General features: G+C 38.7%; 28 protein-coding genes and 1 rRNA gene. 1 reads left to right on the plus strand and 28 read right to left on the minus strand.

Annotated elements, in window-relative coordinates; all coding sequences use genetic code 11:
* Positions 1-15: 15 nt before the first annotated feature.
* The 17 genes from fin to metG all read right to left on the minus strand — a co-directional run bounded on the left by fin (position 16) and on the right by metG (position 16,812).
* Positions 16-246, minus strand: coding sequence for an anti-sigma-F factor Fin (gene fin / locus M3182_RS23105; protein WP_251436075.1), 231 nt, complete (start codon positions 244-246; stop codon positions 16-18).
* A 90-nt stretch (positions 247-336) separates the two neighbouring features.
* Complete coding sequence (gene pth / locus M3182_RS23110) at positions 337-897, minus strand: aminoacyl-tRNA hydrolase (RefSeq protein WP_251436078.1); 561 nt, start codon at positions 895-897, stop codon at positions 337-339.
* A 106-nt stretch (positions 898-1,003) separates the two neighbouring features.
* Positions 1,004-1,642: a 50S ribosomal protein L25/general stress protein Ctc gene (locus tag M3182_RS23115; protein ID WP_251436080.1), complete on the minus strand. Its 639-nt coding sequence runs from the start codon at positions 1,640-1,642 to the stop codon at positions 1,004-1,006.
* Positions 1,643-2,151: 509 nt separating this feature from the next.
* Positions 2,152-3,108, minus strand: coding sequence for a ribose-phosphate diphosphokinase (locus tag M3182_RS23120; protein WP_251436082.1), 957 nt, complete (start codon positions 3,106-3,108; stop codon positions 2,152-2,154).
* Between the two features lie 15 nt (positions 3,109-3,123).
* A complete protein-coding gene (gene glmU, locus M3182_RS23125) occupies positions 3,124-4,497 on the minus strand; it encodes a bifunctional UDP-N-acetylglucosamine diphosphorylase/glucosamine-1-phosphate N-acetyltransferase GlmU (RefSeq protein ID WP_251436084.1) in 1,374 nt (457 codons plus the stop codon).
* Positions 4,498-4,780: 283 nt separating this feature from the next.
* Entirely contained in the window at positions 4,781-5,068 is a 288-nt protein-coding gene (spoVG, locus tag M3182_RS23130) for a septation regulator SpoVG (RefSeq protein WP_046525179.1), read from the minus strand.
* Between the two features lie 233 nt (positions 5,069-5,301).
* Positions 5,302-5,679: a 2-iminobutanoate/2-iminopropanoate deaminase gene (ridA, locus tag M3182_RS23135; protein ID WP_251436148.1), complete on the minus strand. Its 378-nt coding sequence runs from the start codon at positions 5,677-5,679 to the stop codon at positions 5,302-5,304.
* Positions 5,680-6,516 carry a pur operon repressor gene (gene purR, locus M3182_RS23140; protein ID WP_251436086.1) on the minus strand — a complete coding sequence of 279 codons (837 nt, stop codon included), beginning with the start codon at positions 6,514-6,516 and terminating at the stop codon, positions 5,680-5,682.
* A 73-nt stretch (positions 6,517-6,589) separates the two neighbouring features.
* Complete coding sequence (gene ispE, locus M3182_RS23145; protein WP_251436088.1) at positions 6,590-7,459, minus strand: 4-(cytidine 5'-diphospho)-2-C-methyl-D-erythritol kinase; 870 nt, start codon at positions 7,457-7,459, stop codon at positions 6,590-6,592.
* A 265-nt stretch (positions 7,460-7,724) separates the two neighbouring features.
* Entirely contained in the window at positions 7,725-7,904 is a 180-nt protein-coding gene (locus M3182_RS23150; protein ID WP_251436090.1) for a small, acid-soluble spore protein, alpha/beta type, read from the minus strand.
* Positions 7,905-8,530: 626 nt separating this feature from the next.
* Positions 8,531-8,794 carry a biofilm formation stimulator Veg gene (veg, locus tag M3182_RS23155; protein ID WP_251436093.1) on the minus strand — a complete coding sequence of 88 codons (264 nt, stop codon included), beginning with the start codon at positions 8,792-8,794 and terminating at the stop codon, positions 8,531-8,533.
* Between the two features lie 383 nt (positions 8,795-9,177).
* A complete protein-coding gene (gene yabG, locus M3182_RS23160) occupies positions 9,178-10,098 on the minus strand; it encodes a sporulation peptidase YabG (RefSeq protein ID WP_432806641.1) in 921 nt (306 codons plus the stop codon).
* A 313-nt stretch (positions 10,099-10,411) separates the two neighbouring features.
* On the minus strand, positions 10,412-11,293 hold the full coding sequence (gene rsmA, locus M3182_RS23165; protein WP_251436099.1) for a 16S rRNA (adenine(1518)-N(6)/adenine(1519)-N(6))-dimethyltransferase RsmA: 882 nt from the start codon (positions 11,291-11,293) through the stop codon (positions 10,412-10,414).
* On the minus strand, positions 11,286-11,846 hold the full coding sequence (gene rnmV, locus M3182_RS23170) for a ribonuclease M5 (RefSeq protein ID WP_251436102.1): 561 nt from the start codon (positions 11,844-11,846) through the stop codon (positions 11,286-11,288). The genes rsmA and rnmV overlap by 8 nt, the downstream gene beginning before the upstream one ends.
* Positions 11,847-12,209: 363 nt before the next feature.
* Positions 12,210-13,430 (minus strand): resuscitation-promoting factor, encoded by a 1,221-nt coding sequence (locus tag M3182_RS23175; protein WP_251436164.1) that lies wholly within the window; start codon positions 13,428-13,430, stop codon positions 12,210-12,212.
* 237 nt (positions 13,431-13,667) lie between these two features.
* Positions 13,668-14,435, minus strand: coding sequence for a TatD family hydrolase (locus M3182_RS23180; protein ID WP_251560280.1), 768 nt, complete (start codon positions 14,433-14,435; stop codon positions 13,668-13,670).
* A 421-nt stretch (positions 14,436-14,856) separates the two neighbouring features.
* Entirely contained in the window at positions 14,857-16,812 is a 1,956-nt protein-coding gene (gene metG / locus M3182_RS23185; RefSeq protein ID WP_251560282.1) for a methionine--tRNA ligase, read from the minus strand.
* 376 nt (positions 16,813-17,188) lie between these two features.
* Here metG and abrB point away from each other — a divergent pair, with 376 nt between their 5' ends.
* Positions 17,189-17,476, plus strand: coding sequence for a transition state genes transcriptional regulator AbrB (gene abrB, locus M3182_RS23190; protein ID WP_251436111.1), 288 nt, complete (start codon positions 17,189-17,191; stop codon positions 17,474-17,476).
* Positions 17,477-17,547: 71 nt separating this feature from the next.
* Here abrB and rsmI read toward each other — a convergent pair whose 3' ends face one another.
* From rsmI to rrf, 11 genes are all read right to left on the minus strand, one after another.
* Positions 17,548-18,426: a 16S rRNA (cytidine(1402)-2'-O)-methyltransferase gene (gene rsmI, locus M3182_RS23195; protein ID WP_251560290.1), complete on the minus strand. Its 879-nt coding sequence runs from the start codon at positions 18,424-18,426 to the stop codon at positions 17,548-17,550.
* Positions 18,404-18,691, minus strand: coding sequence for a GIY-YIG nuclease family protein (locus M3182_RS23200; protein ID WP_251436114.1), 288 nt, complete (start codon positions 18,689-18,691; stop codon positions 18,404-18,406). Before M3182_RS23200 ends, rsmI begins: the two co-directional genes overlap by 23 nt.
* Positions 18,678-19,421, minus strand: a complete 744-nt coding sequence (locus M3182_RS23205) for a tRNA1(Val) (adenine(37)-N6)-methyltransferase (protein ID WP_251436117.1) — start codon at positions 19,419-19,421, stop codon at positions 18,678-18,680. The genes M3182_RS23200 and M3182_RS23205 overlap by 14 nt, the downstream gene beginning before the upstream one ends.
* 182 nt (positions 19,422-19,603) lie before the next feature.
* The gene (yabA, locus tag M3182_RS23210) at positions 19,604-19,966 is read right to left on the minus strand and encodes a DNA replication initiation control protein YabA (protein WP_251436121.1); all 363 of its coding nucleotides are present in this window, start codon (positions 19,964-19,966) and stop codon (positions 19,604-19,606) included.
* A 13-nt stretch (positions 19,967-19,979) separates the two neighbouring features.
* A complete protein-coding gene (locus M3182_RS23215; RefSeq protein ID WP_251436123.1) occupies positions 19,980-20,810 on the minus strand; it encodes a PSP1 domain-containing protein in 831 nt (276 codons plus the stop codon).
* Between the two features lies 1 nt (position 20,811).
* On the minus strand, positions 20,812-21,810 hold the full coding sequence (gene holB / locus M3182_RS23220) for a DNA polymerase III subunit delta' (RefSeq protein WP_251436126.1): 999 nt from the start codon (positions 21,808-21,810) through the stop codon (positions 20,812-20,814).
* Between the two features lie 301 nt (positions 21,811-22,111).
* Positions 22,112-22,441: a cyclic di-AMP receptor DarA gene (gene darA, locus M3182_RS23225; RefSeq protein ID WP_251436129.1), complete on the minus strand. Its 330-nt coding sequence runs from the start codon at positions 22,439-22,441 to the stop codon at positions 22,112-22,114.
* Positions 22,442-22,586: 145 nt separating this feature from the next.
* Complete coding sequence (tmk, locus tag M3182_RS23230; protein WP_251560284.1) at positions 22,587-23,225, minus strand: dTMP kinase; 639 nt, start codon at positions 23,223-23,225, stop codon at positions 22,587-22,589.
* 28 nt (positions 23,226-23,253) lie between these two features.
* Positions 23,254-24,696, minus strand: coding sequence for an aminotransferase class I/II-fold pyridoxal phosphate-dependent enzyme (locus M3182_RS23235; RefSeq protein ID WP_251560286.1), 1,443 nt, complete (start codon positions 24,694-24,696; stop codon positions 23,254-23,256).
* A 201-nt stretch (positions 24,697-24,897) separates the two neighbouring features.
* Complete coding sequence (locus M3182_RS23240) at positions 24,898-25,101, minus strand: sigma factor G inhibitor Gin (protein WP_251436136.1); 204 nt, start codon at positions 25,099-25,101, stop codon at positions 24,898-24,900.
* Between the two features lie 428 nt (positions 25,102-25,529).
* Positions 25,530-25,645, minus strand: a 5S ribosomal RNA gene (rrf, locus tag M3182_RS23245).
* Positions 25,646-25,652: the final 7 nt, after the last annotated feature.

Here is a 25,652-nt window from a genome sequence, read left to right on the forward strand (position 1 = left end):
GTAGTCCAAAGCGTGTCAGTGAATCAAGTAGTCATTTTCATGATAGCTTGGATTTCGTTCATATGATTCCTGACAATCTTCGCAGATTGATTTTATCTGAATGTCCCCGTTGCTTTCATAGCTTATCATATCATGGCGTTCTTCATCTGTCAGCTTATGGAAGCCTAGAGACTCACTTTGAATAAGCGTATTGTCCAATGTACCAATGTTTGTTCCGCAATGACGGCAATAATAATGCATAGCCATGCAAGTCCCTCCTCCGAATCTGTCATTCTTATTATTTACGGATTTGGAGGAACTTATTCACTGCTATTTTATTCCCATTCCCTTTAGATATTACTGATTATACTGATTCATTACTTGGAGAAATGGGAGGTCCACCCACGCCTCACAAGCCTTACATGCTTTATCAACAGCTTGATCGATTTCTGCCTGCTCTTCTTTTGAGAATTTTCCGAGCACATAATCTGTAATTGGCATTCGATTTTGCGGGCGACTTATTCCTACTCTAATCCGCTTGAACTCCTGCGTTCCCGTATGAGCAATCGTTGAACGGATTCCATTATGGCCACCTGCACTACCTTTTTGGCGAAGGCGGATTTTTCCCGTTGGCAAATCCAAATCATCATAAATCACTAGTAAATCATCCACATCAATATCATAATAATTCATTACGGCACCAATCGACTCACCTGATAAATTCATGTAGGTTAGCGGCTTTAATAGAATAATCTTTTCTCCATTTACCACTCCCGCTCCATACATCCCCTTAAATTTGGCTTGACTTAAGGAAATATTGAGGCGGTTGGAAAGTTCATCTATCACTTCAAAACCCACATTATGCCGTGTTTTTTCATATTGTTTCCCTGGGTTTCCCAAACCAACAATTAATTTCATCTTTTCCCCACCTGCTTCTAAAATAAACCAACATCAGCTTTAGAAAAACATAGTGTTGCTCTCTATCGCAAATAAAGACGCAACCTAGTTGGTTACGTCTATTCTTCTAACCTTCTGATGGTTCTGTCTCTCGACCTTCCTCATTATCTGGTGTTCCTGCTTCTTGTTGTTCACCAGAGTTAATTTCTTCCTCTTGCTTCGGAGGAAGGATTGTCACTAACACTAATGATTCATCATCATTAATTGTATAACTTCCGCCCTTATTCTTCAAATCTGCAACTGTTAAATTTTCATTTACTTGTAAATCGCTGATATCCAGTTCAATGGCTTGTGGAATATTGGCTGGAGTTGCTGTAACAGATACTTCATGTACGGCTTGTTGCATTACGCCCCCATCCTTCACTCCTGCCGCTTCACCAACAAGTGCTAATCGTACTGTTGCTTCACGCTCTGCTTTCATATCAACAGCAAAGAAGTCCGCATGAAGAAAATGGCCTTTTATTGAATCTTGCTGATAATCCGTTAACATAACATCTGTTTGCTTCCCATCAACATCAAGTGAAATGATCCCATTTCGACCAACTTCACGGATTGTTTTTACAAATTCAGTACTCTCTACATAAACAGGCTTACTTTCCATATTGCTTCCGTAAACAACCGCTGGTATTTGACCAGATGCACGAAGTTTATTCAAACTTGATTTTTGTAATTCACTACGGTCATTGGCTTTTAAAATCGCACTCATTTATATACGTCCCCTTCCAAATTGCAATTTTGGCTTATCATTAAAAAAATGCCCTATTACCTTGGAATCTAAACGTGTGATTTCAATTCGATACGAAATAATTTGAAAAGCTAGCCTCCATTTTACTTTTCATCATAATAAACAAAGGCTGTTTTCATAAACAAACTTAGGAATGGAATCATAGCAAAAACATTCTATATTTCCTTTAAAAAGCAAAAATCTTTGAGAAACGCTCTTTTCTCAAACTTTGTTGCTTTTGAACACAGAAAAGCGACTGAATGAGCTAGGTTATACAAAAAAGAGCTTCTTTTATAAGAAAAGGGTTTGCAAACTTTATTAAACATACGAAATGGGTACTATTGCGTTAAAATCGGTACTTGGATTTTAACAACAACCTTTCCTAAAAAAGCCTTGAGTAAAGAGTCTAAACAAATTATGTCAAAAGAAGCAAACGTCTTCCATAATAACAAAAGAAGGCTATTTCCACAGCCTTCTTTTCACCTTTATTCCTAATTAAACAATGTGCTGACCGATTGCTCTTCATGGACGCGAATGATCGCCTCTCCTAGTAATGGTGCAACGGAGAGCTCAACAATCTTATCAATCTTTCGCTCTGCTGGAAGAGCAATAGAATTGGTCACAACTAATTCTTTGATTTGAGAATTTTGAATACGCTCAATTGCTGGGCCAGATAGAACTGGATGTGTACAGCAAGCAAGCACTTCAATTGCACCGTTTTCAACAAGTGCATTGGCAGCCAGTGTAATCGTACCAGCTGTATCGATGATATCGTCAATAAGAATCGCTGTCTTCCCTTCAATATTACCGACAATATTCATTACCTCTGCCACATTTGGACGTGGGCGACGTTTGTCAATAATAGCGATTGGAGCTTTTAAACGCTCAGCCATCTTTCTTGCTCTTGTCACACCACCATGGTCAGGTGAAACGATTACCACATCACCAGCAAATTCACGATTCTTGAAGTAGTCTGCTAAAATTGGTACACCCATTAATTGATCTGTCGGGATATCAAAGAAACCTTGGATTTGTGGCGCGTGGAGATCAAGCGTAATCACACGTGTAGCACCAGCCGTTTCAAGTAAATTCGCCACAAGCTTTGAAGTAATAGGTTCTCTCGCACGAGCTTTACGATCCTGACGAGCATATCCATAGTATGGAATCACAACATTGATGGTCTTAGCTGAAGCGCGCTTCAAGGCATCAATCATAATCAGAAGCTCCATGATATGCTCATTTACAGGAGCGCTTGTCGATTGAATAACATATACGTCACAGCCGCGAATACTCTCTTCAATATTGATTTGAATTTCTCCGTCACTAAATCTAGCAACAGAACATTTCCCCAACTCTACACCGATTACCTTTGCAATTTCTTCAGCAAGTGCTTTATTTGAGTTTAACGTAAAAACCTTTAAATTTGGGTCTAAATACTGATTCGTCATTATGGAACCTCCAAGTTATTTCTTTGAATTTAATTTTCCAACATAATCTTCTTTATTCACTTGGCGAGCACGAGCAATTGCAAGACCTTCTCCAGGTACATCTTCCGTGATCGTCGAGCCTGCAGCTACATAGGCACCTTTCCCAACAGTCACAGGAGCCACTAAGTTCGAGTTACAACCGATAAAAGCCCCGTCCTCAATTTTGGTTAGGAATTTGTTTTTTCCATCATAATTGACTGTGATCGATCCACATCCTATATTGACGTCACTGCCAACTTCTGCATCCCCAATATAGCTTAGATGAGAGGCTTTGCTTCCTTTTCCAAATGTAGCTTTTTTAATCTCGACAAAGTTCCCGATTTTCACTTCATCATGAATTTCGGATTGTGGTCGAATATGAGCAAATGGTCCTATATTTACTTCCGAACCAATTTTACTATCAAATGCGCATGATTGACGAATAACTGACTGGTCGCCAATCTCACAATTATTGATTTCTGTGTTTGGTCCAATTTTACAATCTGATCCAATTACCGTTTCGCCTGAAAGCGTCGTTCCTGGATAGACGATTGTATCCGAACCTATTTTTACATCTGAACCAATATAAGTATTAGCAGGGTCAATCAATGTAACACCATTTCGCATATGCGTTTCATTGATTCGCTTTCTCATAATCCGCTCAGCTTCTGACAAAGCTACTCGATCATTAACTCCTAACGTTTCTTCAAAGCTGTCCGTTACATAAGCAGAAACCGTTTCGCCTTGTTCTTTTAAAATCTCAATGACATCCGGAAGATAATATTCTCCCTGCACATTATCATTCCCAACGTTCTCAAGTGCTTCAAATAGGGCCTTATTATCGAAACAATAGGTTCCAGTATTGATTTCGTTGATTTCCCGTTCTGATTCAGATGCATCTTTATGCTCAACAATCCGTTCTACAAGTGCTTGCTCATTGCGAATAATTCTTCCATAACCTGTAGGGTCTTCTGCGCGCGCAGTCAGAATCGTGGCTTTGGCACTAGTTTCTTCATGATGACGGAATAACGCTTCCATGGTTTCTCCTTTAATAAGGGGAGTATCTCCACAGACAACAATCGTCGTTCCATCTTTTCCTGCAAGCATTTCTTTAGATTGCATAACAGCATGCGCTGTTCCAAGCTGCTCTTCTTGTAGAGCATACATACTTGAATCTCCTAGCTGAGCCTTTACTTTTTCGGCACCGTGTCCGACAATTGTCACAATATCGTTTATGTTAAGGCTTTTTACATGGTCGATTACATGTTGAACCATAGGCTTTCCGCAGACAGGATGCAATACTTTATATAGCTTTGATTTCATTCTTGTTCCCTGTCCAGCTGCTAAAATAATGGCATAACGATTAGACATCAACAGGCCTCCAATTTACCTTTTTATCCATTAAGAATATATCCTAAATTGCAATTCATTTCAACATAACGAGAAGAGTGAGAATTTTTTGTTAGTGTTATTTCTTATCTATTAATTCTTAGTTTATACCATCAGCTTTGCCTGTTTTGAACTCAATATTGGATAACGATTACTAGGGCCTTTTAAAAAAAAATGATGAGAATAGGTTTAATGTGGAGTAAACGGGGTAAATAAAAAAGAGCCTTACTTATGAGTAGGCCCCTGTTGAAAAAAGAAAACTCTTCTATGCACCTGCTTCTTCAAACTCAACTTCAAGTTCACCTAAACGGTGGTATTCTGCCAAAACAGCATCCTGGATTTTACCGCGTGTACCGGAATTAATTGGATGAGCAATATCACGGAATTCTCCATCCGGAGTGCGTTTGCTTGGCATAGCTACAAAAAGCCCATTGTTCCCATCAATGACACGAATATCGTGAACAACAAATTCGTTATCAAGTGTGATTGAAGCAATCGCTCTCATCCGTCCATCTGTATTTACACGGCGCAATCTTACATCTGTAACTTCCATTACGTTCACCACCTTCAATTAAGATAAAATTCTAGTTAACTAATTCAACAGGCAATTCAATTTTCCTTCTTTTGAGAAAAAATATTTTTAATTTTATACTCAACTTTCATAAAATACAGGAAGTTGAACTCTTTTATCTCTTCCATATAGGTAATTAGCCTCATTAACCTTATCGATTATATACAACTTCTCTCGAATTTAACCCCAATTTTGATAATAAAAAAACGCTCGTATTATTTAACGAGCGCAACAACTTCAATCTCGACTAGAGCATCTTTAGGAAGTCTAGCTACTTCTACGCAAGATCTAGCTGGTTTATGAGTGTGAAAATATTCTCCGTATACCTCGTTTATCAAGGCAAATTCGTCCATACTTTTAATAAAAACAGTTGCTTTTACAACGGATTCTAACGAAGACCCTGCTTCTTCTAAAACAGCAATAAGGTTCTTAAACACTTGATGTGTTTGTTCTTTTACATCTCCATCAACCATTACTCCCTCAGCAGTTAACGGAATTTGTCCTGAACTGTAAAATAAATTATTCACAATGATTCCTTGAGAATATGGCCCAATGGCTGCTGGTGCTTGATTCGTATGAACACTTTTCACGATTTACACGCTCCCCTTATTTTTTATGGTAAAAAAGTTTCCCTGACTTACACTTATTTTCTTTTCCTTTACATTCACATCTGAAAGACGCACCAAAGAGAGATAATCATCGACTAATCGTTCTTCAATTTCTTCCGACTCAACTAAAACCGCGATTCCTGCAACAGTGGCACTGAATTCTTGCAATAGGTCAATCATTCCATTGATTGTCCCTCCGGCTTTCATAAAGTCATCCACAATTAATACTTTGGACCCTTCAGAAATACTCCTTTTTGATAACACCATCGTTTGAATCCTCTTAGTCGATCCTGAGACATAATTGATACTTACGGTTGAGCCTTCTGTAACCTTTGGATCGCGTCTCACAATGACAACAGGTACATTTAAGTGCCCAGCGACTGCATAGGCAATTGAAATCCCCTTCGTAGCAACTGTCATCACCGCATCTATTTCTGCGTTCGCATAAGCGGAAGCTATCACTCTTCCAACCGCTTTTACAATCTTAGGGTCTCCTAGGATATCATTGAGATATAAATACCCCCCAGGTAACAAACGGTCGGAGTCTGCAAAGATGCTACATAGCTGGTCAATGAGCTTCAAGGCTTCTTCATCGGTCACTTGAACATGGAATTTAACACCCCCAGCTGCTCCAGAAACCGTTTGTAAAACACCGATACCACGAGCCTCAAACGTTTCCTTAATAATCCCCAAATCCTCACTTATTGATGATTTTGCAGAACCATACTTGTCTGCAAAATAGGTAAGGGGAACTAATTCACGTGGATGGTCCAATAAATAATGCGTCATATCAATCAAACGTTCACTTCGCTTGAATTTCATGAATAACCTCCAAATCCGAATATTATCAATAAATATATCATTAATTTACGGATTTTTTCAAGCCTTGAAGAAATCAATCGATTGAGTGTCGTTCCCCAAGCATCCGGACCGCAAAAACTTGGTCACAAAAACCTCTTAGTCCATTATAGACCCGATGCATTCGTGAATCATGTTCAACTAGACTGAAGACAGTTGGACCACTCCCACTCATAAGAACCGCATCAGCACCAAATCGCTTCATTTGATCTTTAATTAATGCGACTTCAGGATGAAGGTCAAGGGTTACCTCTTCTAGCACATTTCCTACATTTTCACAGACACTCCGAAAATTCTTTTCCTCAATCGCCTGAATCATTTCCTTTGTATTTGGGTGATTCACTCCAGCGATGTTTAACCGGCGATAAACTTCTGCTGTGGAAACCCCAATAAACGGCTTAGCTAGGACGACCCAACAAGTTGGCGGGGCAGGCAACTCTTTGATGATTTCTCCTCTTCCTGTTGCCAGTGCGGTTCCGCCATATACACAAAATGAAACATCAGAGCCAATTTTAGCCCCTAGAGTAGCCAGTTCATCTAGACTAAGGCCAAGTCCCCAGAGTTTATTTAAACCTCTCAAAGTCGCAGCAGCATCACTGCTCCCACCCGCCAAACCAGCAGCCACTGGAATCGTTTTCTCAATTGCAATGGCAACTCCTTGTTTGACATTAAACTCTTCCTTCAGCAACCGAGCAGCTTGATAGGCCAAATTCCGTTGATCATCCGGAACAAAGCGGTTTTGTGAATTTATCCTAATGCGATCTTGGTCGAGTAAACTCATCTCGATCCGATCAGCTAAATCAATTGTCGTCATCACCATTTCAACTTCATGATAACCATCAGGCCGCTTATGTAGTACATCGAGCGACAAATTGATTTTTGCCGGTGCCTTTATTAAAAGCTTCAATCCTTCCACCTACTTTTAAAAAATTCAACGCTGTCCATTTTTTGTCCTATTTTACCATAAAAACGCTCTAAGGAAGAATTTTGGTAGAAGAAATCGTGAATTTGACACGATTTCACGACTTTTTGAGTAAAATCGTAGTTAGAAGAAGCTTTAATGACCCTTCCAATTAGCAAAAAGGCCGGGGAAACATCCCCGACCATCCTGCAGCGGTATCTTTGATTTGATCTAGAAGGCTATTACGGCTTTCTTGCCTGTAAACGAAAAGTTATTTCTGCTGATTCATGAGCTGCTGTTCAGCAAGTTCAATGGCCCTTTTCACCATATTCCCTGCATCTTTTGCTTTAATTCCTCCCCAGCCTTCCTTTTGGACGACATCGTAGAAACCAAGTTCCTTTGCAAGCTCTTCTTTAAACTGATCAGACATAATCCCTCTTCTTCTGCCCACGAGAAACCAGCTCCTTTCACCGCTGCAGTAACATTAGTATCGTACCATTTCACCCAGTTATGTAATCCTAAATTATCCTAATTCGAAAAGCGGAGGCGGCTCGTACAGCCCCGACAAGCGCTGGAGGGCCGGCAGATGAAGTCGTTCTTTGACTTCAACTGACGGACCGAAGCGACTCGAGGGGCTAGCCGCTGCAGCTGGACAAAGAAAAGCGAAAGCGCCCTGTTCAGCGGCGTATGGCCTGGAGCTCTCCAACTGAGATAAGGTTATTCTTAGGGCTTTAGCCCTTAGAATAATCAATCGGGTTCTTACGGGCAGTTAAGCATTTACTGCCCGTTGGAACGGGATAAAGGAAACACGAAGAGCCGGAGGCGAATCGATGTTGACTTATCGGAGGGCGGAGAGGGAAGGACACTAGCCGCTAGGGTGCTGCAGCTAGACACTCTCTAAGTAAAACCCTCTCCCTTTAGATCCCTCGAAAAGCGAAAGCGCCCTGTTCAGCGGCGTATGGCCTGGACCTCTCCAATTGAGATAAGGTTATTCTTAGGGTTTTAGCTGGGGATTGTATATATTATTAGAAAACAAAAAAGCAGTAAACAATTGTCCACTGCCTGGTTTATGCTCTATTAGCTAAGAGCAATATTTCCTGCTGTATCCTCATAGAAAGTAATTTGTACCGTTTCTGTTAAAACATCTGCATAACTATATGATACTCGTTCGAAAGAATTTTCCTCTTGGTCTAGTTCAATAACAAAGACTGAGGGATAGGTTTCTGCTAAAATACCTGAACGTTCAATTGTCTTTCTCCGTCCTCCATTCGCCTTTAGCAAAAGTCTTTTGCCTAAATTTGAATCAAGAGCTTTCTTAATGTCCAATAATGTTTTTGGCATTCTGTCCACCTCACTATGTCAAGTATAACACACTGACATGTTTTTCGTCAAACAAAACATAAAATTATAACAGGATTGAAAATTAAATGTCAACATATTTCCTTCTTCATTTTCTTCTATTTTTCAACAATGATAGCTTATCCTATATACAGAGAAATTATGTAAATTGTTTCAATAAGCTATTATCAAAGTAGTTTTCAAAGATAGGTTGATTCAAAAAAGAAAATTGGATTGAATCCCTTATAAATATTTCCTATCTCTAAAACGGTATAACATGTAAAGGTTGAAGCAAGAAAAGCCTCTCTTTCTCTTTTGGGCTGAGAGACAGCGACAGAATGAATATCCATAAAAAAGAGCCGCTTCTACAAAGCGGCTATCCCCTTTTACTCTTGTGGCTGTTGATAGGGCATCCCTAGTCTTAACACGCCTCTCGTTTCTATTCCGCCAAGACCCTTTTCCCCAGTTAGTGTGTTTTTCAGAACATCCCATACATGAACCCTTTCAACGAATGGTGTAAAGCTTATTTTTGCAACAATATACACAGGGTCTAGAGCATGGATATTCACTCGTGATGGAGAACTAGCATAGTTTGCCCCCGCTTGAATTAGGGACTCGAAATGAGACTGACAAGCTCCTGCAAAGATCACTAATTGATCAAGATGTGGCACTTTCCTTCTGGCTGCTTGAACGGTTTGAACGAAATGCCTTGAATGACGATATGCCTTCAAATCCTCCGGCTTTCCTTTTGCTTTTGAATAAGCATCATGTCCGGTAATGACTAAGATATCCGGGCGGTAATAATCTAGCAAATCACTAATTTTATTTGGCATTTCCTTTTCACTACAGTGAATGCCGTAAACTGGTACACCTATTTTCTCATATAGCATTAAACATTTCTCTAAATAATTGGGATCCCCATCGAGGTGCAGTACTCTTCCCGGTAACTGGAAATAGCCACTGTTATTGCTATATGATTCAGTTGCTTCATACTCTTGCTTTTGCTTAAGTAAATCCACATCCTGCTGGAACAAAATATAAGATTGCTGTTCACGAGAGCGGCTTTCCTCAGTTAAACGCTTCCGCTCACTTGGGTTTACCTTCACTAAGTCTTCATATGGAGCATCAGCGACTAGGCGAAAATCCTCTCCGAAGAGAATGGCCATTTTTACGCCATTTACTTCTTGAATATCTGTAACGCGAAAAATAATATCACAATTATATGAGATTCTACCTACTATATCCCTAAGTTGTATTCCCAATTTCTTCACTCCAAAACGGCTTTGCCTAAGAGTATTGTTCTTCATTTAAGTTATGCAGTCACCCATTTGAATGTGAAACCACAACCCATTTCGTTTTTTAGAGAAGAATGTACTAACGCCGTAATCAACAATGCTCTCTTACGGAATAATAGGCTGTTTTTTTGTAAGGTTTGTTGTAAAAATCCTGATGTTGTTATTAATGCGAAATAAGCTTTTTTTCTGCGTTACAACTTAGTTTGTCGGCTCCCTTCTCATCTTGTAAACAATCTTTGGAATGGATCATAGCTAGATTATTCTATAAAAAGTAACAATACTTAAGAAAAGAGCCTAATAAAAAAAGCCCTCTTTAAGGGCTTCATTACGTATGGAAGATTGGATATAGCGTATCACTAAGTCTCCCAAACTCTTCAATGGAAAGTGTCTCTCCTCGTCTTGATTCCTCAATTCCCGCTTGATTTAACGCAGTGATAATTTGAGCTTTTTTCTGTTTTCCGTCTGGCAATTGACTTGTTAAATTATTTAAAATGGTTTTTCTCCGTTGTGCAAAGCTGGCTCTTGTCACTTGAAAGAAAAACGATTCATCAATCACTTTCACTGCTGGCTCATCTCTTACTATTAATCGAATCACGGCTGAATCAACATTTGGCTGTGGTATAAAGACCGTTTTAGGAACAATCATTACCGTCTCAGCCGTAGTATAATACTGGACAGCTATGGACAACGAACCATACTCCTTAGTACCAGGTTTTGCTGCAATTCGATCAGCTACTTCCTTTTGCAACATCCCTACAATCCCACGGATCGGCAATTTCTCTTCCAATAATTTCATAAGGATTGGAGTTGTAACATAATAAGGAAGGTTCGCCACTACCATAATATCCTCAAATCCTGCGAGTTCTTCTTTAATATAGCTTTCAACATCAGCTTTTAACACATCCTGATGAATCACTTTCACATTTGGATATGGAGATAATGTATCGGCTAGAATGGGCAATAAGCGCTGGTCGATCTCAAAAGCCATCACTTTCTTGCTTCTCTTCGCTAGCTGTTCTGTTAGAGCCCCAATACCCGGCCCTACTTCAATAGCCGCAGAGTTTTCTGTTAGTTCTGCATGATCGACAATTCTGTTTAAAATATTTGTATCAATTAAAAAGTTTTGTCCAAGGCTCTTTTTAAAAGAAAAACCATATTTATCTAGGATCTCTTTCGTCCGAACTGGTGTTGCTATATCCTTATGCATCCTCTTCCTCCTGTCTAATTACAGTCATTGCCTTTGCAAAATCTTCGACCGTAATTTGAAACATCATCAAACGTTTATGTAACTGTTTCCCATTTGTATATCCAATCTTCAAGATTTTCCCGAGTTTTTCTCGTCTCTCCTTTGCGCCTTCCCCAGCGATTAAGCCGGCATCAAGGAGATCCTCTCGCGTTATCTCCTCTTTTACATGCTCCTGCATTGTTTGGGCATCTTTTAACGCCTCACGAATTACATCTGGGGAAGCATGTTCAACCCCCAGTCCGCGTCCTCTTTTTGGGAGAGCCTTTTCCTTAGGAATAAATGCATGTTTACAAGTAGGGATTTGTTTTGCGATCGTTTTTCGAATTTTTTCTCCTGGAAAGTCCGGGTCTGTAAACACAATCACTCCGCGTGTTTTCTCCGCATGACGAATCATCTCAATTGTTTCCTGATTGATCGCAGATCCATTCGTCTCAATTGTATCTGCCTCTACGGCATTTCGAATTGCTGTTGTGTCATCTTTCCCTTCAACCACAATAACTTCTTTTATCTTCATATAGTTTCTGTCATCCTTTGTAAAAAAATAAGACTGTTTTCGTTAAGTTTGTTGTTACAATCTTAAAGTCATTTTTAACGAGAAATAAGCCTTTCTCTGCGGAACCTCTAGTTTGTGAACCCTTTCCTCAATTTGCAAACGAACTTTGGAATGGAATCATAGCTAAACCATTCAATATTTCCTTTAAAAAGCAACAATCTTCGAGAAAAGAGATAAAAATAAAAAAATTGAAACATTTTTGAAACATAAACGTCTATATATATATAGAAGGAATTTACTCTTCCCATTATCATCACGAATCACTTTACCTATTATACCTTAAATTGAAAAAATGAAAATGCAGAGGATTTCTCCCCTGCATCATCAATTAACTACTTGAATTTTTACACGTTTATTGCCCCACCGATAAGCCTGAGACTTCGAAGGGAAAAAGACATCGATTTTATTGCCATTAATCGCTGAACCAGTATCGGCAGCTGTTGCGTACCCATATCCTTCAACATAGACTTTAGAACCTAATGGAATGACACTTGGGTCAACTGCGATGACCTTTGCATTTGGATTCGCTTTTAAATTTATACCTGTCGCCGTTACTCCTGAACATCCATTACAATTCGCCGTATAGGCTGTGGAATTGACATAAAACTCTTTTCCACCAGAAGAACTAGCTGCTTTTGCTTGAGTATTAGCCGATTTAGAGGGAGCACTTCTTGAAACTTGTTGTGCAATCTCTTTTGTACCCATTGCAACTACTTTATCTTGTTTATCTTTTACCTTCGTTTCACTAATCAATTCTCTTGATACTTCTTTGCCGTCTTCCATGATGACTTCATATTTTTTCTCAACTAAGCCTTCTTGACCATTTGATACAACTTTTTGTTGGCCTTTTTCTAAACTGCCATCATTTTTCGTAACTGTAGCAAACTTAATTGGTTCTTCCACTACATCGGTGACTTTTTCAACTCGAATCACCTTTACTAAGGTGTCACTTGTTACAGGTTCTGTAAGTGCAGGTTCAACTCGGTCCATATCTTTGAGTTCAATTCCTTGCTGTGATAAAAAGTCAGCGACCGTAGTCGAAGTAGACCATTCTTTTTGTTCTTTTCCACCGACAACTACTTTTACGGTGAATGCTCTTTGAATATCAATTTTTAAGTCTTGCTCAATTTCTGTATCTGGGGTTGGGCTTATCTTGTCGTGTTCTTTTAACGCAATATCTTTTTCTTCTAGGAATTCTTTAACCGTGTCTGAAGCAGTCCAATATGTCTTGCTTTTCTCGTCCTCTACCAACTGTACCTGTTTTGCCGGCTTCCACTCAATTTCAAGGTTATTTTCAACCTTTGAGGTAGCAGCTAATGATAAATAGTCTTCCTCGCCAAGAGAAATTTCTAGTTCTTCAAATAATTCCTGGATTGTATCTGCATGTGTTTTTACAGTTTTTTCTTGGCCATCTAGTGTTAGTGCAACGGTCTTTTTGGTTCCTTCGTAAAGGAAGATTCCTAAAACACCAACAAACACTAGCAAACTAGCAGAAATAATTGCCAGTTTTTTCTTACTCAAAGACTTGGAAAACAGGTTTTTCATATTCTCGGTTGCTATGAAAAACGCCTCCTTTTCTCTCGAGTGATTATATAGAGTTATCTGCCGACGTGTCAACCCAATAGCTTCCCCAAATGATAAGCCCTATTATGCAAGATTCTGTTAAAAAAGGGAAGGAGGACTTGTCGACATGGTTATCCTATGTACCAAAGATTTGGTGTAGAACCGATGAATTTAAGAAAAAATAAGACAAGCCTTCCGTTAAAACGACAGCATTTTCTATCAATTTATGTCGAATAATTTTTTTGCATTTAAAGTTGTTGCTTCTGCTACTTCCTCATAAGTAATCCCTTTTAAGGCCGCAATTTGTTCAGCAACCAACTTAACATATGCTGGTTCATTTCGCTTTCCGCGGTTCGGATGTGGCGCTAAGTAAGGGCAATCTGTTTCAATCAATAAGCGATCAAGTGGAATTGCCTCAGCTACTTCCTTAGGTTTCTTTGCATTTTTAAATGTAACAGGTCCCCCAAGAGAAATATAGAAATTCATTTCTACACACTCTTTAGCAATTTCAACACTCCCGCTATAACAGTGCATAATTCCTCCTACTTCAGCGGCACCTTCTTCTTTTAAGATTTCAACAATGTCCGCTGTCGCATCACGATTATGTATAATGATCGGGAGCTTGACCTCTTTCGCCAACTGGATTTGCTTCCTTAGCACTTCTTTTTGAACGTCCTTTGGGGATTTGTCCCAATAATAATCCAACCCCATTTCTCCAAGAGCTACTACTTTCGGATGAGCGGATAATTCTCTCAGCCAATCAAGGTCTTCAGGGGTCATATCAATCGCGTCTACTGGATGCCAACCTACACTTGCATATAAAAAATCATATGTTTCACATAATTCTATTGCTCTCTTTATTGTTGGGCGGTCAAAGCCAACCACAACCATTCGAGAAACACCCTCCGCCTGTGCGCGATCAATTACTTCTTGCAAATCATCGTTGAATTGCTCCGCATTTAGATGCACATGCGTATCAAATAGCATTTTGAAAAACTCCTTTTATAAGAAAAGCGCAAGCGCCCTGCTCAGCAGCATATAGCCTAGAGCTAGACAATCCTCTTTCATTAAAATCTTTGCACTTTTTCTTTGAAAAACTTTTATGTTTCAATTTCTCTAGATAGACAATACAGTCAAACTCAATATACTATTCTAATCTAGTTTGCTATTTATGTCCTTATTTTACTTGAAATATTCATTTCCAAATATGGGCAGTTATTGAAAGACACAAAACAAACTTAAAATTTTGACAAAATCATAACGATTTTCTAAGTACAAAGTCAATTAAATATCGTGAAAGTTAACAAAAAAACATAGAAATGTTACAAATGAAACATTTCTATGTTTAATTGAAACCTTATTACTCTAATGAGTGGCTTTAGCTTTTAATAAAATTGTGAAGGGGTGATTACTTTACTCTTGCTCCTAACGGAAGAGCTTCAGCAATTGTTGCAAGCGATAGTTCGCCGTCCTTTGAACCTGCCAAAATCATCCCTTCCGAAAGTTCACCGCGCAATTTTACTGGTTTTAAGTTTGTTACACAAACGACGCGACGACCAACGAGATCTTCTGGTTTGTAATGCTGCGCAATTCCCGAAACAACTTGACGTTTCTCGTACCCTAAGTTCAATTGAAGTTTCAGTAATTTGTCTGCCTTTTTAACCGGCTCAGCATGAATTACTTCAGCAACACGCAGTTCCACCTTCATGAAATCATCTATTGTGATTTCAGGGAGTGTTTCAGGCTTTTCCTCCTGCTTCTCCTCTGCTACAGGTGCACTACCTTGCATTTTTTCCTTGATAAAAGCAACTTCCGCCTCAACATCTAAACGCGGGAAGATTGGCTCATCTTTTTGTACCTTTGTTCCTTCAGGAATCACTCCAAACTGTTGTAAACTTTCCCAGCTTGTTAACTCCCCATCTAGGACATTTAATTGAGCAAAGATTTTCTTTGGAGTTTGAGTCAGGAATGGCTGCAACAGAACAGCTGTTTGTCGCAATGATTCAGCCAAATGAGCCATTACACTTCCCAATACCTCTAGATTCGCTTCCTCTTTCGCTAGTACCCATGGTTGTGTTTCATCAATATATTTGTTTGTTCGACTAACTAATTGCCAAACCGCTGTTAAAGCGACAGAAAACTCCATTTTCTCCATTGCTTCTTCATATTTCTTCACCGTTTGCTGGCTCATTTCAAGCAGTGATTTGTCGAATTCACCATTTGAGCCATTATAAACAGGGATTACCCCGTCAAAATAACGATCAATCATTGCTACTGTGCGATTCAACAGATTTCCAAGATCATTGGCTAAATCAAAGTTTACTCTTTCAACAAAGCCTTCTGGTGTAAAGACTCCATCTGCACCAAATGGAACTTCACGAAGCAAATAATAACGTAGTGCATCGAGTCCATAGCGGTCAATAAGTGTAACTGGGTCGACAACATTCCCTTTAGATTTCGACATTTTTCCGTCCTTCATCAATAGCCAACCATGAGCAAAAACCTTCTTAGGTAAAGGTAAATCAAGCGCCATCAACATAATTGGCCAATAAATCGTATGGAAACGAACAATCTCTTTTCCAACGAGATGGACGTCTGCCGGCCAATACTTCAAATACTTCGAATCGTCTTCTTTGCCATACCCCAATGCTGTAATATAATTCGACAATGCATCAATCCAAACATAAATAACATGCTTAGGATCCCCAGGGACTTTAATTCCCCAATCAAATGTTGTTCTAGATACAGCTAGGTCTTCAAGTCCTGGTTTGATGAAGTTATTGATCATTTCATTTTTACGAGACTCTGGTTGGATAAACTCAGGGTTTTCCTCATAAAATTGAAGTAGTCTGTCAGCATACTTGCTCATTCTAAAGAAATATGATTCTTCTTTTACTTTTTCAACTGGTCGATGACAATCTGGACAATTTCCATCTTCAAGCTGACGGTCTGTATAGAAGGATTCACATGGTGTACAGTACCAACCTTCATATTGATCAAGGTAAATATCTCCTTGTTCCACTAAACGAGCAAATAGCTTTTCAACAACTTCTTTATGACGGTCTTGAGTCGTCCGAATAAAGTCATCATAAGAGATATCTAATTTCCCCCATAGCTCTTGAATACCAGCTACGATTTCATCAACATATTGTTGAGGAGTAATTCCCTTTTCTTCTGCTTTTCTTTGAATTTTTTGGCCATGCTCATCCGTTCCGGTCAGGAACATGACGTCGTAACCACGCAGTCTCTTATAACGTGCCATTGCATCTCCAGCAACAGTTGTATAGGCATGTCCAATATGTAGATTCCCACTTGGATAATAGATGGGCGTCGTTAAATAAAACGTCTTTCCATTTTCCTTCATTTTGTATACCTCCTTGGCTAAAGAACCAGAATCATTCTAATGTCTTATTATACAATTCTTCCTTTATCATTTCCATGTTGTCGACATATTTGTCGAATTTTGTCGAACCGAGGCGATTCATGAACTGGAAATGTTATGGAATAAATAACATTATTACAGTGGTATTTACTTTATTTCTTTGTTCTTTTTGTAGAAACTTAAGAAAAAAACTTGATATGAACACATTCTATGCACTTGTTAAATTTTTCTAGAATAAACCAAAATAAAGTAATTGACGTATTTGGGAATGGCTGGTATTATTAAGACTATAAAATAAATGTCGAATATTGACGAAAACATAGAGAAACTTTTAATTGAGAGAGGAGAAAATTTACAAATGAAATCTACTGGTATCGTACGTAAAGTTGATGAATTAGGTCGTGTTGTTATTCCAATTGAGTTAAGAAGAACGTTAGGTATTGCTGAAAAAGACGCTCTTGAAATTTATGTGGACGATGATCGCATCATCTTAAAAAAATACAAACCAAACATGACTTGCCATATTACTGGTGAAGTTTCTGATAATAACATTTCACTTGCTGGTGGAAAATTAGTTCTAAGCCGCGAAGGTGCCGAACAATTACTAAAGGAAATTCAAGGTTCATTCGAACCAGCAAAAGCTTAAAAATTCTATTGTAAAGCTTCTCCAAAAACGGAGAAGCTCTTTTTTTTGCTCATAAGGATGTTTTGCTAACCTTACTCAATATGAAAAGCCTGATAAACATCCCGTTTATTCATATCCCGATCTTTAGCTGTTTGTTTAATTGCTGCTTTGGATGTCATATTATTCGTATGTATATAATGCTCTACATGTTGGTTAATGCTTAACTCTTGCCACCAAGAGTTTTGATCTTCTACAAGTTCACCGCTTCCACCTTCAACAATTAAACAGAACTCTCCTCGTACCTCATTACTTTCTACCCATACAACGGCTTCTTTAATCGTTCCCCTTATAAATTCCTCAAATTTCTTTGTTAATTCACGCGATAGAGTAATTTTTCTTTCTTCTCCTAGTGTCTCTGCCATAACAAGCAATGTTTCACGTAGGCGATGAGGTGCCTCATAGAAGATTAACGTTGATGTTTGTCTCGCCAATTGTTCTAGTTCTTTTCGTTTATCCTTTTTGCCTCGTTGTAAGAATCCATAGAAGAAAAAGGGTTGGGTTTGAATACCTGAGGCGATAAGAGCTGTTAGTGCAGCATTTGCTCCTGGCAAAGGAACAACGGTTAATCCCTCCTCGATTGCCAAACAGACTAGCTCGTAACCAGGGTCAGAAATCGTCGGTAGGCCAGCATCACTGACAAGCGCTATTTTTGTTCCTTCTTTTAGTTGTTCAATTAGCTTCGGACCACTTATCTTCTTATTATGCTCATGATAGCTCACTAGAGGTGTATCAATTTCAAAGTAATTGCAAAGCCTTTTTGTGTTTCGTGTATCCTCAGCTGCAATCACATTTACTTCTTTTAATATTCTTAATGACCGGAAACTAATATCTTCTAGATTGCCAATCGGGGTCGGCACAAGATAAAGAATTCCTTTTTCTTCTTCTCGTTCAAAGCTCTTTTGTTGTTGCAATTTCTTCACCCAACTCTCTTGTTAAAAACTTTTCTTTTTTTGCTCTAGCCAGCTGTTTAAAAGCATATTCTGCCTTTAAGGCCTCACTTTTGGTTGAGTAGGACTTTGAGTAAATCAGTTTTACTGGTCCTCTTCCCCTCGTATATTTTGCCCCTTTTCCTTCATTATGCATCCGAATCCGCCGTCCTAGATTGTTCGTATAACCCGCATAATAACTCCCATCTTGGCATAGAAGTACATAAAAATAATGCTCATTCTGCTCCATACAAAATTTCTCGTATCTCCGGAGTATAATCATTGTTTTCATTATAGACAAATAGAGGCTTTTCTATCTTCAAGTCTGGGTTCCCACCCTTAATGGCTTCAACAAGGAGAGTATTTGCTTCCTTACCGAGCTTGGGATAAACCAGCTGAATTCTCTTTGGCTCTAAACGATATTTACGCATTAGCTCAACAATATCAATTAATCTTCCTGGACGATGAACAAATGCCACCTTACCTCCTTGTCGAACCAACTGACTTGAGGCTTTGATCGCATCCTCTAGTGTACAAAGGATTTCGTGGCGCGCGATTGCTAAATGTTCATTCCCATTGATTTCTTTCTTTTGTGGTGTTGGAAAATAAGGTGGATTACATGTTACGACATCATACTTTCCATAACCGAGCTGCTGCGGCATTTCTTTTAGGTCGCCATGAATCATTGAAATCCGGTCACCTAACTTGTTGTACTCAATGCTCCTAACCGCCATATCGTAAAGCCGCTCTTGAATTTCAACACCTAAGACGGATCCTTTTGTTCTCGTACTAAGAAAAAGTGGGATAACCCCATTTCCAGAGCATAAATCAACAAGTTTTCCTTTTTGTATGGGAACATAGACAAATTTAGCAAGCAAAACTGCATCAAGTGAAAAGGCAAATACAGAAGGGCTTTGAATGATGCGCAAGTCCTCTGCCAAAAGATAATCTAGTCTTTCATCTCCTTTTAATTCCACCATAACAACCCTCCATAATTTTCATTCCATTCGAAATTCGTTTATAAAGAAGAAAAAAGCTTATTTCTCGTTAAAATCGGCCTTAGGATTTTAACAGCATTCTTTACGAAAACAGCCTATTTTAATTAATCCTCGCATATTATCCTTTTAAAAAAACCTTCCCCAAATTTGAGGAAGGTTGCGGATTATTTTTTATTAAGAAAGGATAAGCAAAACATGCAATCCCCTTCATTCCGAGGGCTTCCAAAATTCAAATTACAAATATGAAAACCTTCTTGGTAAAGGCGCGCGAGATTGTCATACCCTTCTCCGATGTCGACTGAATTTCGATTTTCATTCTTCGACTTAAAGCCTTTTATTGGCTTCATTACTTTCTTTTCTGTTGTTTGCTCCAGACGGCGTCTTAAATGTTCATTTTCAAGCTTTAAAGAGTTATTTTCCTCAAGAATTTCCGCTAAATGCTGCTTTAACTCACCCAGCTGAACATAAAGATTTCCGATTTGAGTTTCCATATTACTGACTGAGTCAAAGATCTCTTTTTTATCCACTTTTTCCACCTCATTAATCTGTGGATGATTGTATTGAAACGGCGCCTTCCTTCAGTACTTCTTCAAGTGTATATTCGAGCACACGTCCCTGATTTGGGAATTCAACTTGCATCACATGCTGCAAAATATTTAAACCGACCACTTTTCCGCGTCCATTTGGAGTTTCAATAAACTCACCAAGATCCGGTAACATCTCTTTGGCTGATTCATATTCATCGTTTTCATATTTTAAGCAGCACATTAAGCGTCCACAGAGGCCTGATATTTTTGTGGGGTTTAATGATAAATTTTGATCTTTTGCCATTTTAATTGAGACCGGATCAAAATCCCCTAAGAAGGTAGAGCAACAAAGCATTCTTCCACAAGGACCAATGCCCCCTAGCATTTTCGCTTCGTCTCTTACTCCGATTTGGCGCAACTCAATTCTTGTCCTAAAAATAGCTGCTAAATCTTTGACGAGCTCGCGGAAGTCAACTCTTCCGTCAGCTGTAAAGTAAAATATCACTTTATTTCGATCAAAGGTATATTCAACATCCACTAGTTTCATATCTAGTTGGTGTTCATTTACTTTTTGGCCACAAACTTCATAAGCCTCTTTTGCTGCGGCTTTGTTTTCCTCAACTATAAGGCGATCCTTCTGATCTGCAATTCGGACGACCTTTTTCAGCGGAAGCACGACGTCATTTTCTCCTACTTGCTTTCTAGGGATAACGACCTTACCGAACTCCACTCCTCTGACTGTTTCTACAATGACAAAGTCGTCTTTTTGAATTGCTAGTTCACCGGGATCAAAATAATAGATTTTCCCCGCTTTTTTAAAGCGGACACCGACTACATCATACAAGTCAAGATCCCTCCTGCAATTTTAACACCAGCTCTTCCATGAGAAGCTGGGGGTTCATATTGGCATGCAATTTCCGCTTCGCTTCAAGAATTGCAGCCATTTGTTCAGTCAGACGCCGTCCAGATGTCTGTAGCGCATACTGCTCCAAGCGGGAACGTTCGCTTAGGGTAACAATGTGATCTTTCTTACCAAGCTGGATATATAGTAAATCCTTAAAAATAAGAAGTAATAAATCTAAACCTCGGTCGATTTGTTCCTTTTCTTTAAAGTGTGGAAACCAAACTTCCTGAAGCGTCACCATTGCTTCAAGCGGGTTTTTGCGCAACACTTCATATAATTTTACCACTATTTTTTGTGCTTGTACAAACCAATCATTTTGATTGATTTCCAGTGCTTCTTCGAGGTTGTTCGTTAATTGTGCGAGAACTGGCGCGGTTAATGGGTTTACTCCATTTTCCTCTAAGCGTTTTTCCAAATTTTTAGGAGATAATGGTGTGAATCCAATAATTTGGCACCGCGAAAGAATTGTCGGCAAAATCTGCTGCACTTGTTCGGTGATTAGTATAGCGGTTGTCCCCGCATGCGGCTCCTCAAGAAACTTTAGCAAACTATTGGCAGCATTCGTTGTCATTTTATCTGCATGAACAATCATATATAGTTTCTTCTTTGATTCTACCCCTGTTTTTGAGAACTCTTCTTGCAAATCGTGTATTTGACCTTTTTTTATTGAAAGTCCATCGGGTTCTACAAAGTGAAGATCTGGATGGTTTCCATGATTGATTCGTTTGCAGTTTGAGCAGTTTTCACAAGGTTTATATCCCTCAACTGGTTCATGACAAAATAAACTCTTCGCCAATAAATAGCCAATATCCTTCTTACCCGTTCCTCTCATTCCCTCAAATAAATAAGCGTGTGCAACTCTTCCCTTTAACAAACTATTTTTCAGCATTTTTAACACTCTAGGCTGAAGAGTTTCTAATTCTTCCCACGTTTTTACCAATCTGCCATCACTCTCTTAGCTCTATATAATGTTTTTAAATAGCCCTTATTCATTGGCTTTTATAGCCTATTTATTTTTCTGTTTTAAGGTATAGTGTTGATTTCGAATCATTTGATTAGAGCAGAAAGTACGTAACGTAGACTGCAAGACCAAGGGCGAACCCCATAGGAGCTCCCCCTAAGTGCCTATCAGTGGAAATCAACGTCAGCTTTAAACAGATCTTAATGAAAAAATAGCATCTACTTTACATACAAAAAATCTACTCTTTATATCCATGACTCGTATTTAGTAATACAAGCCTTTAAAAATGGTGAAACTGTTCAACCGGTAAAACAAATACAGTGGCTCCGCCTACTTCAACTTCTACTGGGTATGGAACATAAGAGTCTGCATTTCCACCCATTGGCGATACAGGAGCAACTAATTGCTCACGCGATTGGCAATTATCTCGTATAATTTGCAATGCCTTATCTACACGGATATCTTCTGTTCCTATCATGAAGGTTGTGTTTCCAGACTTTAAAAACCCACCCGTACTGGCAAGCTTTGTTGCTCTAAAATTGTGATCTACTAAAGCCTTTGACAGGCGATTACTATCTTGGTCCTGAACAACAGCTAAAATTAGCTTCAACTTGATTCCCTCCATTATCATTTTCTACCGATATGTTTAAGCTCATTATAACAGTAATTTTATTTCTAAGCAGGGGAGAAGTAAAATATTCCATTTCCACCCAAAATAAATAGCTAGAAAGTGAAAAATCTTAAAGATATGCTCTTTAAGATTTTCTAAAAGTTGATTGTTCTATTCGTTTTTTGGCTTCTTTAAACACCTCTTCTACCGGTTTAGAGGCATCAATTTTTACCATACGCTCAGGAAATCTCTCTACTAATTGCAAATATCCTTCTCTTACCTTTTCATGGAACTCTACATTCTCTAGGTCAAGACGGTTTATTTCCCTTCCTTTATTTTTATTGATCCGTTCCAAACCAATTCGTGGATCTAAATCAAAGTATAGCGTAATGCTCGGCATCATATTTTCAATGGCAAACTTGTTAATGGAATAGACTTCATCTATCCCAAGCCCACGTGCATACCCCTGATAGGCTAAGGAACTATCAATAAACCGATCACATAAGACCATTTTCCCTTCAGCTAATGCTGGCCTTACCTTCTCAACAAGATGCTGCCTGCGCGCAGCTGCATAAAGAAGTGCTTCTGTCCGGGAATCCATTGCCGTATTACTCTTATTTAAAATTACTTCCCTGATTTGTTCCGCAATATCAATCCCACCAGGCTCACGAGTTGAAATAACCTGTTGCCCCTCGAGTTCTAGCTGTTCTGTTAACATATTAATAATCGTTGTCTTACCGGCACCTTCTGGACCTTCTATACTAATAAATACACCCTGCTTCATTTAAGTCCTCCAAAAAATTATGCTATTTCTATTTTAGCACTTTTATTTTTTTATTAATTAATTGAGCTCCACCCTGAATCTTAGCTCCCAATTCCAACAAACGCTTTATGTAGCTGATATGAAACTGTTGAATCCTTTCTCCAGGAAGAAGCAACGGAATTCCCGGAGGATAAGGGGTTATTGTCTCCGCACAAATCTCCCCAATCGCAATGTCTAGAGACATGCCAACCTGCTGCATCTGTTCCATTTCTTTATACGATACCGCCAAACTGCTAAAAGAATCCCCCCTAAAGACATGGAAATTATCTGGATGGTGCCTGGCACCATCCAGATAATTTCCAGTTTTAAACATTGCCTGCTTCATTCGTTCTATTGCAACATTGAACGGAAACGGAGAATCCTGTTTTACCATTGGGAGAACCAATAAAACATTAATGGGGTCAGCCAGTTCACTATATATACCTTGTGATTCCAATAAGCTTTGAAGTTCATATCCACTTAACCCATCCGTGGATTGAAGCACTAACTTTAATGGGTCTTCATTCTTTCTCCAAAGAACCTTTAAGCCTTCAATGTTGTTAACCTCTTTCCTAAACGCAGTTAGCTGATTTAATAAGTATTGCTTATCTTCCAGTGTAAAAGTTCCTAAATAGCTTCGTGCAAAGTCCAGAGACCCCATGATAGGATAGGATGGACTACTTGATTGTAAAACCTGTAAATAATAGCTTACCCTCGATAAAGAGATAACTTTACTATTATAATGCAGAAAAGCACCCATCGTCATAGCTGGCAATGTTTTATGTGCAGATTGAACCACTATGTCTGCTCCTAATTCCAAAGCCGAAGGAGGAAATGGGTCTCCAGCCACAAAATGGACACCATGTGCTTCATCCACTAAAACAGGGATCTGTGAATCTTGTGCTAGTTTAATAATTTCTTGTAGATTGTAAACCATCCCATAGTAATTCGGATAGGTAAGAATTAAAGCCTTGGCATGAGGATTTGCCTTTAATGCTTCTTTAACAGTCTCTAGTCCAACCCCCGATGCCACCATGGTTTCGTCATCATATTCGGGATGTATGTAAACAGGATGTGCTTTAGCAAGTTGAATCCCATTCATTATCGACTTATGAGAATTTCTTTGTACTAATACAACATCATTTTCTTTTAATGTAGCTAGAATCATTGCTAAATTCCCTGAAGTTGACCCATTTACCAAAAAGAAGCTCTTTCCGGCGCCATAAAGTTCCGAAAGTAATTCTTCCGCGCTATGAATTACTCCTTCTGGAGCATGAAGGTCATCTAAGCCCGTAAGCTCTGTTGCATCTAGATGAAGCAGAGACTCATAATAGACCCGTCCATTCCCTTGAAACAGTTGCCCGTTCTTGTGTCCTGGCACATGGAAAGAAAGCGGGTGATTATTGTTATGTGCGATTAACCGGTTAAGTAAAGGCATCTGACTTTGACTCATTAATTCACCAACTCATTCATTGACATAATCTTTATTTTATCAAAACTAAATATGAATTAATCAAAAAGAGACTTATCCATAAAAAATTTAAAGTCGTAATTACTTTCACATTATTATGCAAAAAAAATAAAGCTCATGTTGAGCCTTATTTATATCTTTAGAAATTAGTAAGTTAAACTTCCTTTTTTCAGTGAAGATGTTCTATGAAAATATCTCTGGCTTTGTAACTTTCCTTAGCTGTTCAACATAAAATTTATATTTTGGATCACTTGTATCAGTTTGTAGCATTCCCTTTTCACACTCCGCGCAGATAAATGAAGTGTATAGATGTATACCAGTCGACTTGACTTGTTCACAGATGACACAAGATTCCCCCAGATGATCTGTAGCTAATAACCTAGCCATAATTCTCCACCTCCATACACCTATTCTGCCCCGGCACTCCCTTTTGTATACAATTTTTCGAATAATCATTTATAGAGATTACTTGATTTATATTGTATGTAACAGCCAAGTTTTCATTGTATGTCTATATGTAAATTTAGTATTCATATCAAGAAAAGTTGGGCATTTCCTAACCTTAATGATTTGAACAGGTTAGAAATATTTTTGGTTAGATGTTAATAGAGCATAAGCTTATTGCTTATTGAGTTAGCTTGTTTAAATTATTGAATAGTTGTTAACAAGATATCGATGCAGAATCGGGTGTGACTGTTTAATACAAACTTGACCTATTTACCTTTTATTAAAGCACTTAGAATGTTCCTTCGCTTCCTTGTATCAGTTCTTCTGCAAATGAAAAAAGACAACCAGTAACGGTTGTCTTTTAGTTTGCCTGGCGACGTCCTACTCTCACAGGGGGAATCCCCCAACTACCATCGGCGCTGAGAAGCTTAACTTCCGTGTTCGGCATGGGAACGGGTGTGACCTTCTCGCCATCGTCACCAGACTATTTA

This window comes from Mesobacillus maritimus (assembly GCF_023715205.1).
Taxonomy (GTDB): domain Bacteria; phylum Bacillota; class Bacilli; order Bacillales; family Cytobacillaceae; genus Mesobacillus_B; species Mesobacillus_B maritimus_C.

What these genes read in the sequence shown, in the direction of transcription:
- M3182_RS23200 (WP_251436114.1), bottom strand. Translation starts at nt 18,691, where the DNA reads ATGGAGCAGAATGAGCATTATTTTTATGTACTTCTATGCCAAGATGGG.
- pth (WP_251436078.1), bottom strand. Translation starts at nt 897, where the DNA reads ATGAAATTAATTGTTGGTTTGGGAAACCCAGGGAAACAATATGAAAAA.
- M3182_RS23240 (WP_251436136.1), bottom strand. Translation starts at nt 25,101, where the DNA reads ATGGCTAGGTTATTAGCTACAGATCATCTGGGGGAATCTTGTGTCATC.
- M3182_RS23235 (WP_251560286.1), bottom strand. Translation starts at nt 24,696, where the DNA reads ATGAGTCAAAGTCAGATGCCTTTACTTAACCGGTTAATCGCACATAAC.
- tmk (WP_251560284.1), bottom strand. Translation starts at nt 23,225, where the DNA reads ATGAAGCAGGGTGTATTTATTAGTATAGAAGGTCCAGAAGGTGCCGGT.
- veg (WP_251436093.1), bottom strand. Translation starts at nt 8,794, where the DNA reads ATGCCAAAAACATTATTGGACATTAAGAAAGCTCTTGATTCAAATTTA.
- purR (WP_251436086.1), bottom strand. Translation starts at nt 6,516, where the DNA reads ATGAAATTCAAGCGAAGTGAACGTTTGATTGATATGACGCATTATTTA.
- rnmV (WP_251436102.1), bottom strand. Translation starts at nt 11,846, where the DNA reads ATGAAGATAAAAGAAGTTATTGTGGTTGAAGGGAAAGATGACACAACA.
- M3182_RS23205 (WP_251436117.1), bottom strand. Translation starts at nt 19,421, where the DNA reads ATGGTGGAATTAAAAGGAGATGAAAGACTAGATTATCTTTTGGCAGAG.
- M3182_RS23115 (WP_251436080.1), bottom strand. Translation starts at nt 1,642, where the DNA reads ATGAGTGCGATTTTAAAAGCCAATGACCGTAGTGAATTACAAAAATCA.
- M3182_RS23120 (WP_251436082.1), bottom strand. Translation starts at nt 3,108, where the DNA reads ATGACGAATCAGTATTTAGACCCAAATTTAAAGGTTTTTACGTTAAAC.
- M3182_RS23175 (WP_251436164.1), bottom strand. Translation starts at nt 13,430, where the DNA reads ATGAAAAACCTGTTTTCCAAGTCTTTGAGTAAGAAAAAACTGGCAATT.
- fin (WP_251436075.1), bottom strand. Translation starts at nt 246, where the DNA reads ATGGCTATGCATTATTATTGCCGTCATTGCGGAACAAACATTGGTACA.
- abrB (WP_251436111.1), top strand. Translation starts at nt 17,189, where the DNA reads ATGAAATCTACTGGTATCGTACGTAAAGTTGATGAATTAGGTCGTGTT.
- spoVG (WP_046525179.1), bottom strand. Translation starts at nt 5,068, where the DNA reads ATGGAAGTTACAGATGTAAGATTGCGCCGTGTAAATACAGATGGACGG.
- glmU (WP_251436084.1), bottom strand. Translation starts at nt 4,497, where the DNA reads ATGTCTAATCGTTATGCCATTATTTTAGCAGCTGGACAGGGAACAAGA.
- metG (WP_251560282.1), bottom strand. Translation starts at nt 16,812, where the DNA reads ATGAAGGAAAATGGAAAGACGTTTTATTTAACGACGCCCATCTATTAT.
- M3182_RS23180 (WP_251560280.1), bottom strand. Translation starts at nt 14,435, where the DNA reads ATGCTATTTGATACGCATGTGCATCTAAATGCGGAGCAATTCAACGAT.
- yabG (WP_432806641.1), bottom strand. Translation starts at nt 10,098, where the DNA reads ATGAAGAACAATACTCTTAGGCAAAGCCGTTTTGGAGTGAAGAAATTG.
- rsmA (WP_251436099.1), bottom strand. Translation starts at nt 11,293, where the DNA reads ATGCATAAGGATATAGCAACACCAGTTCGGACGAAAGAGATCCTAGAT.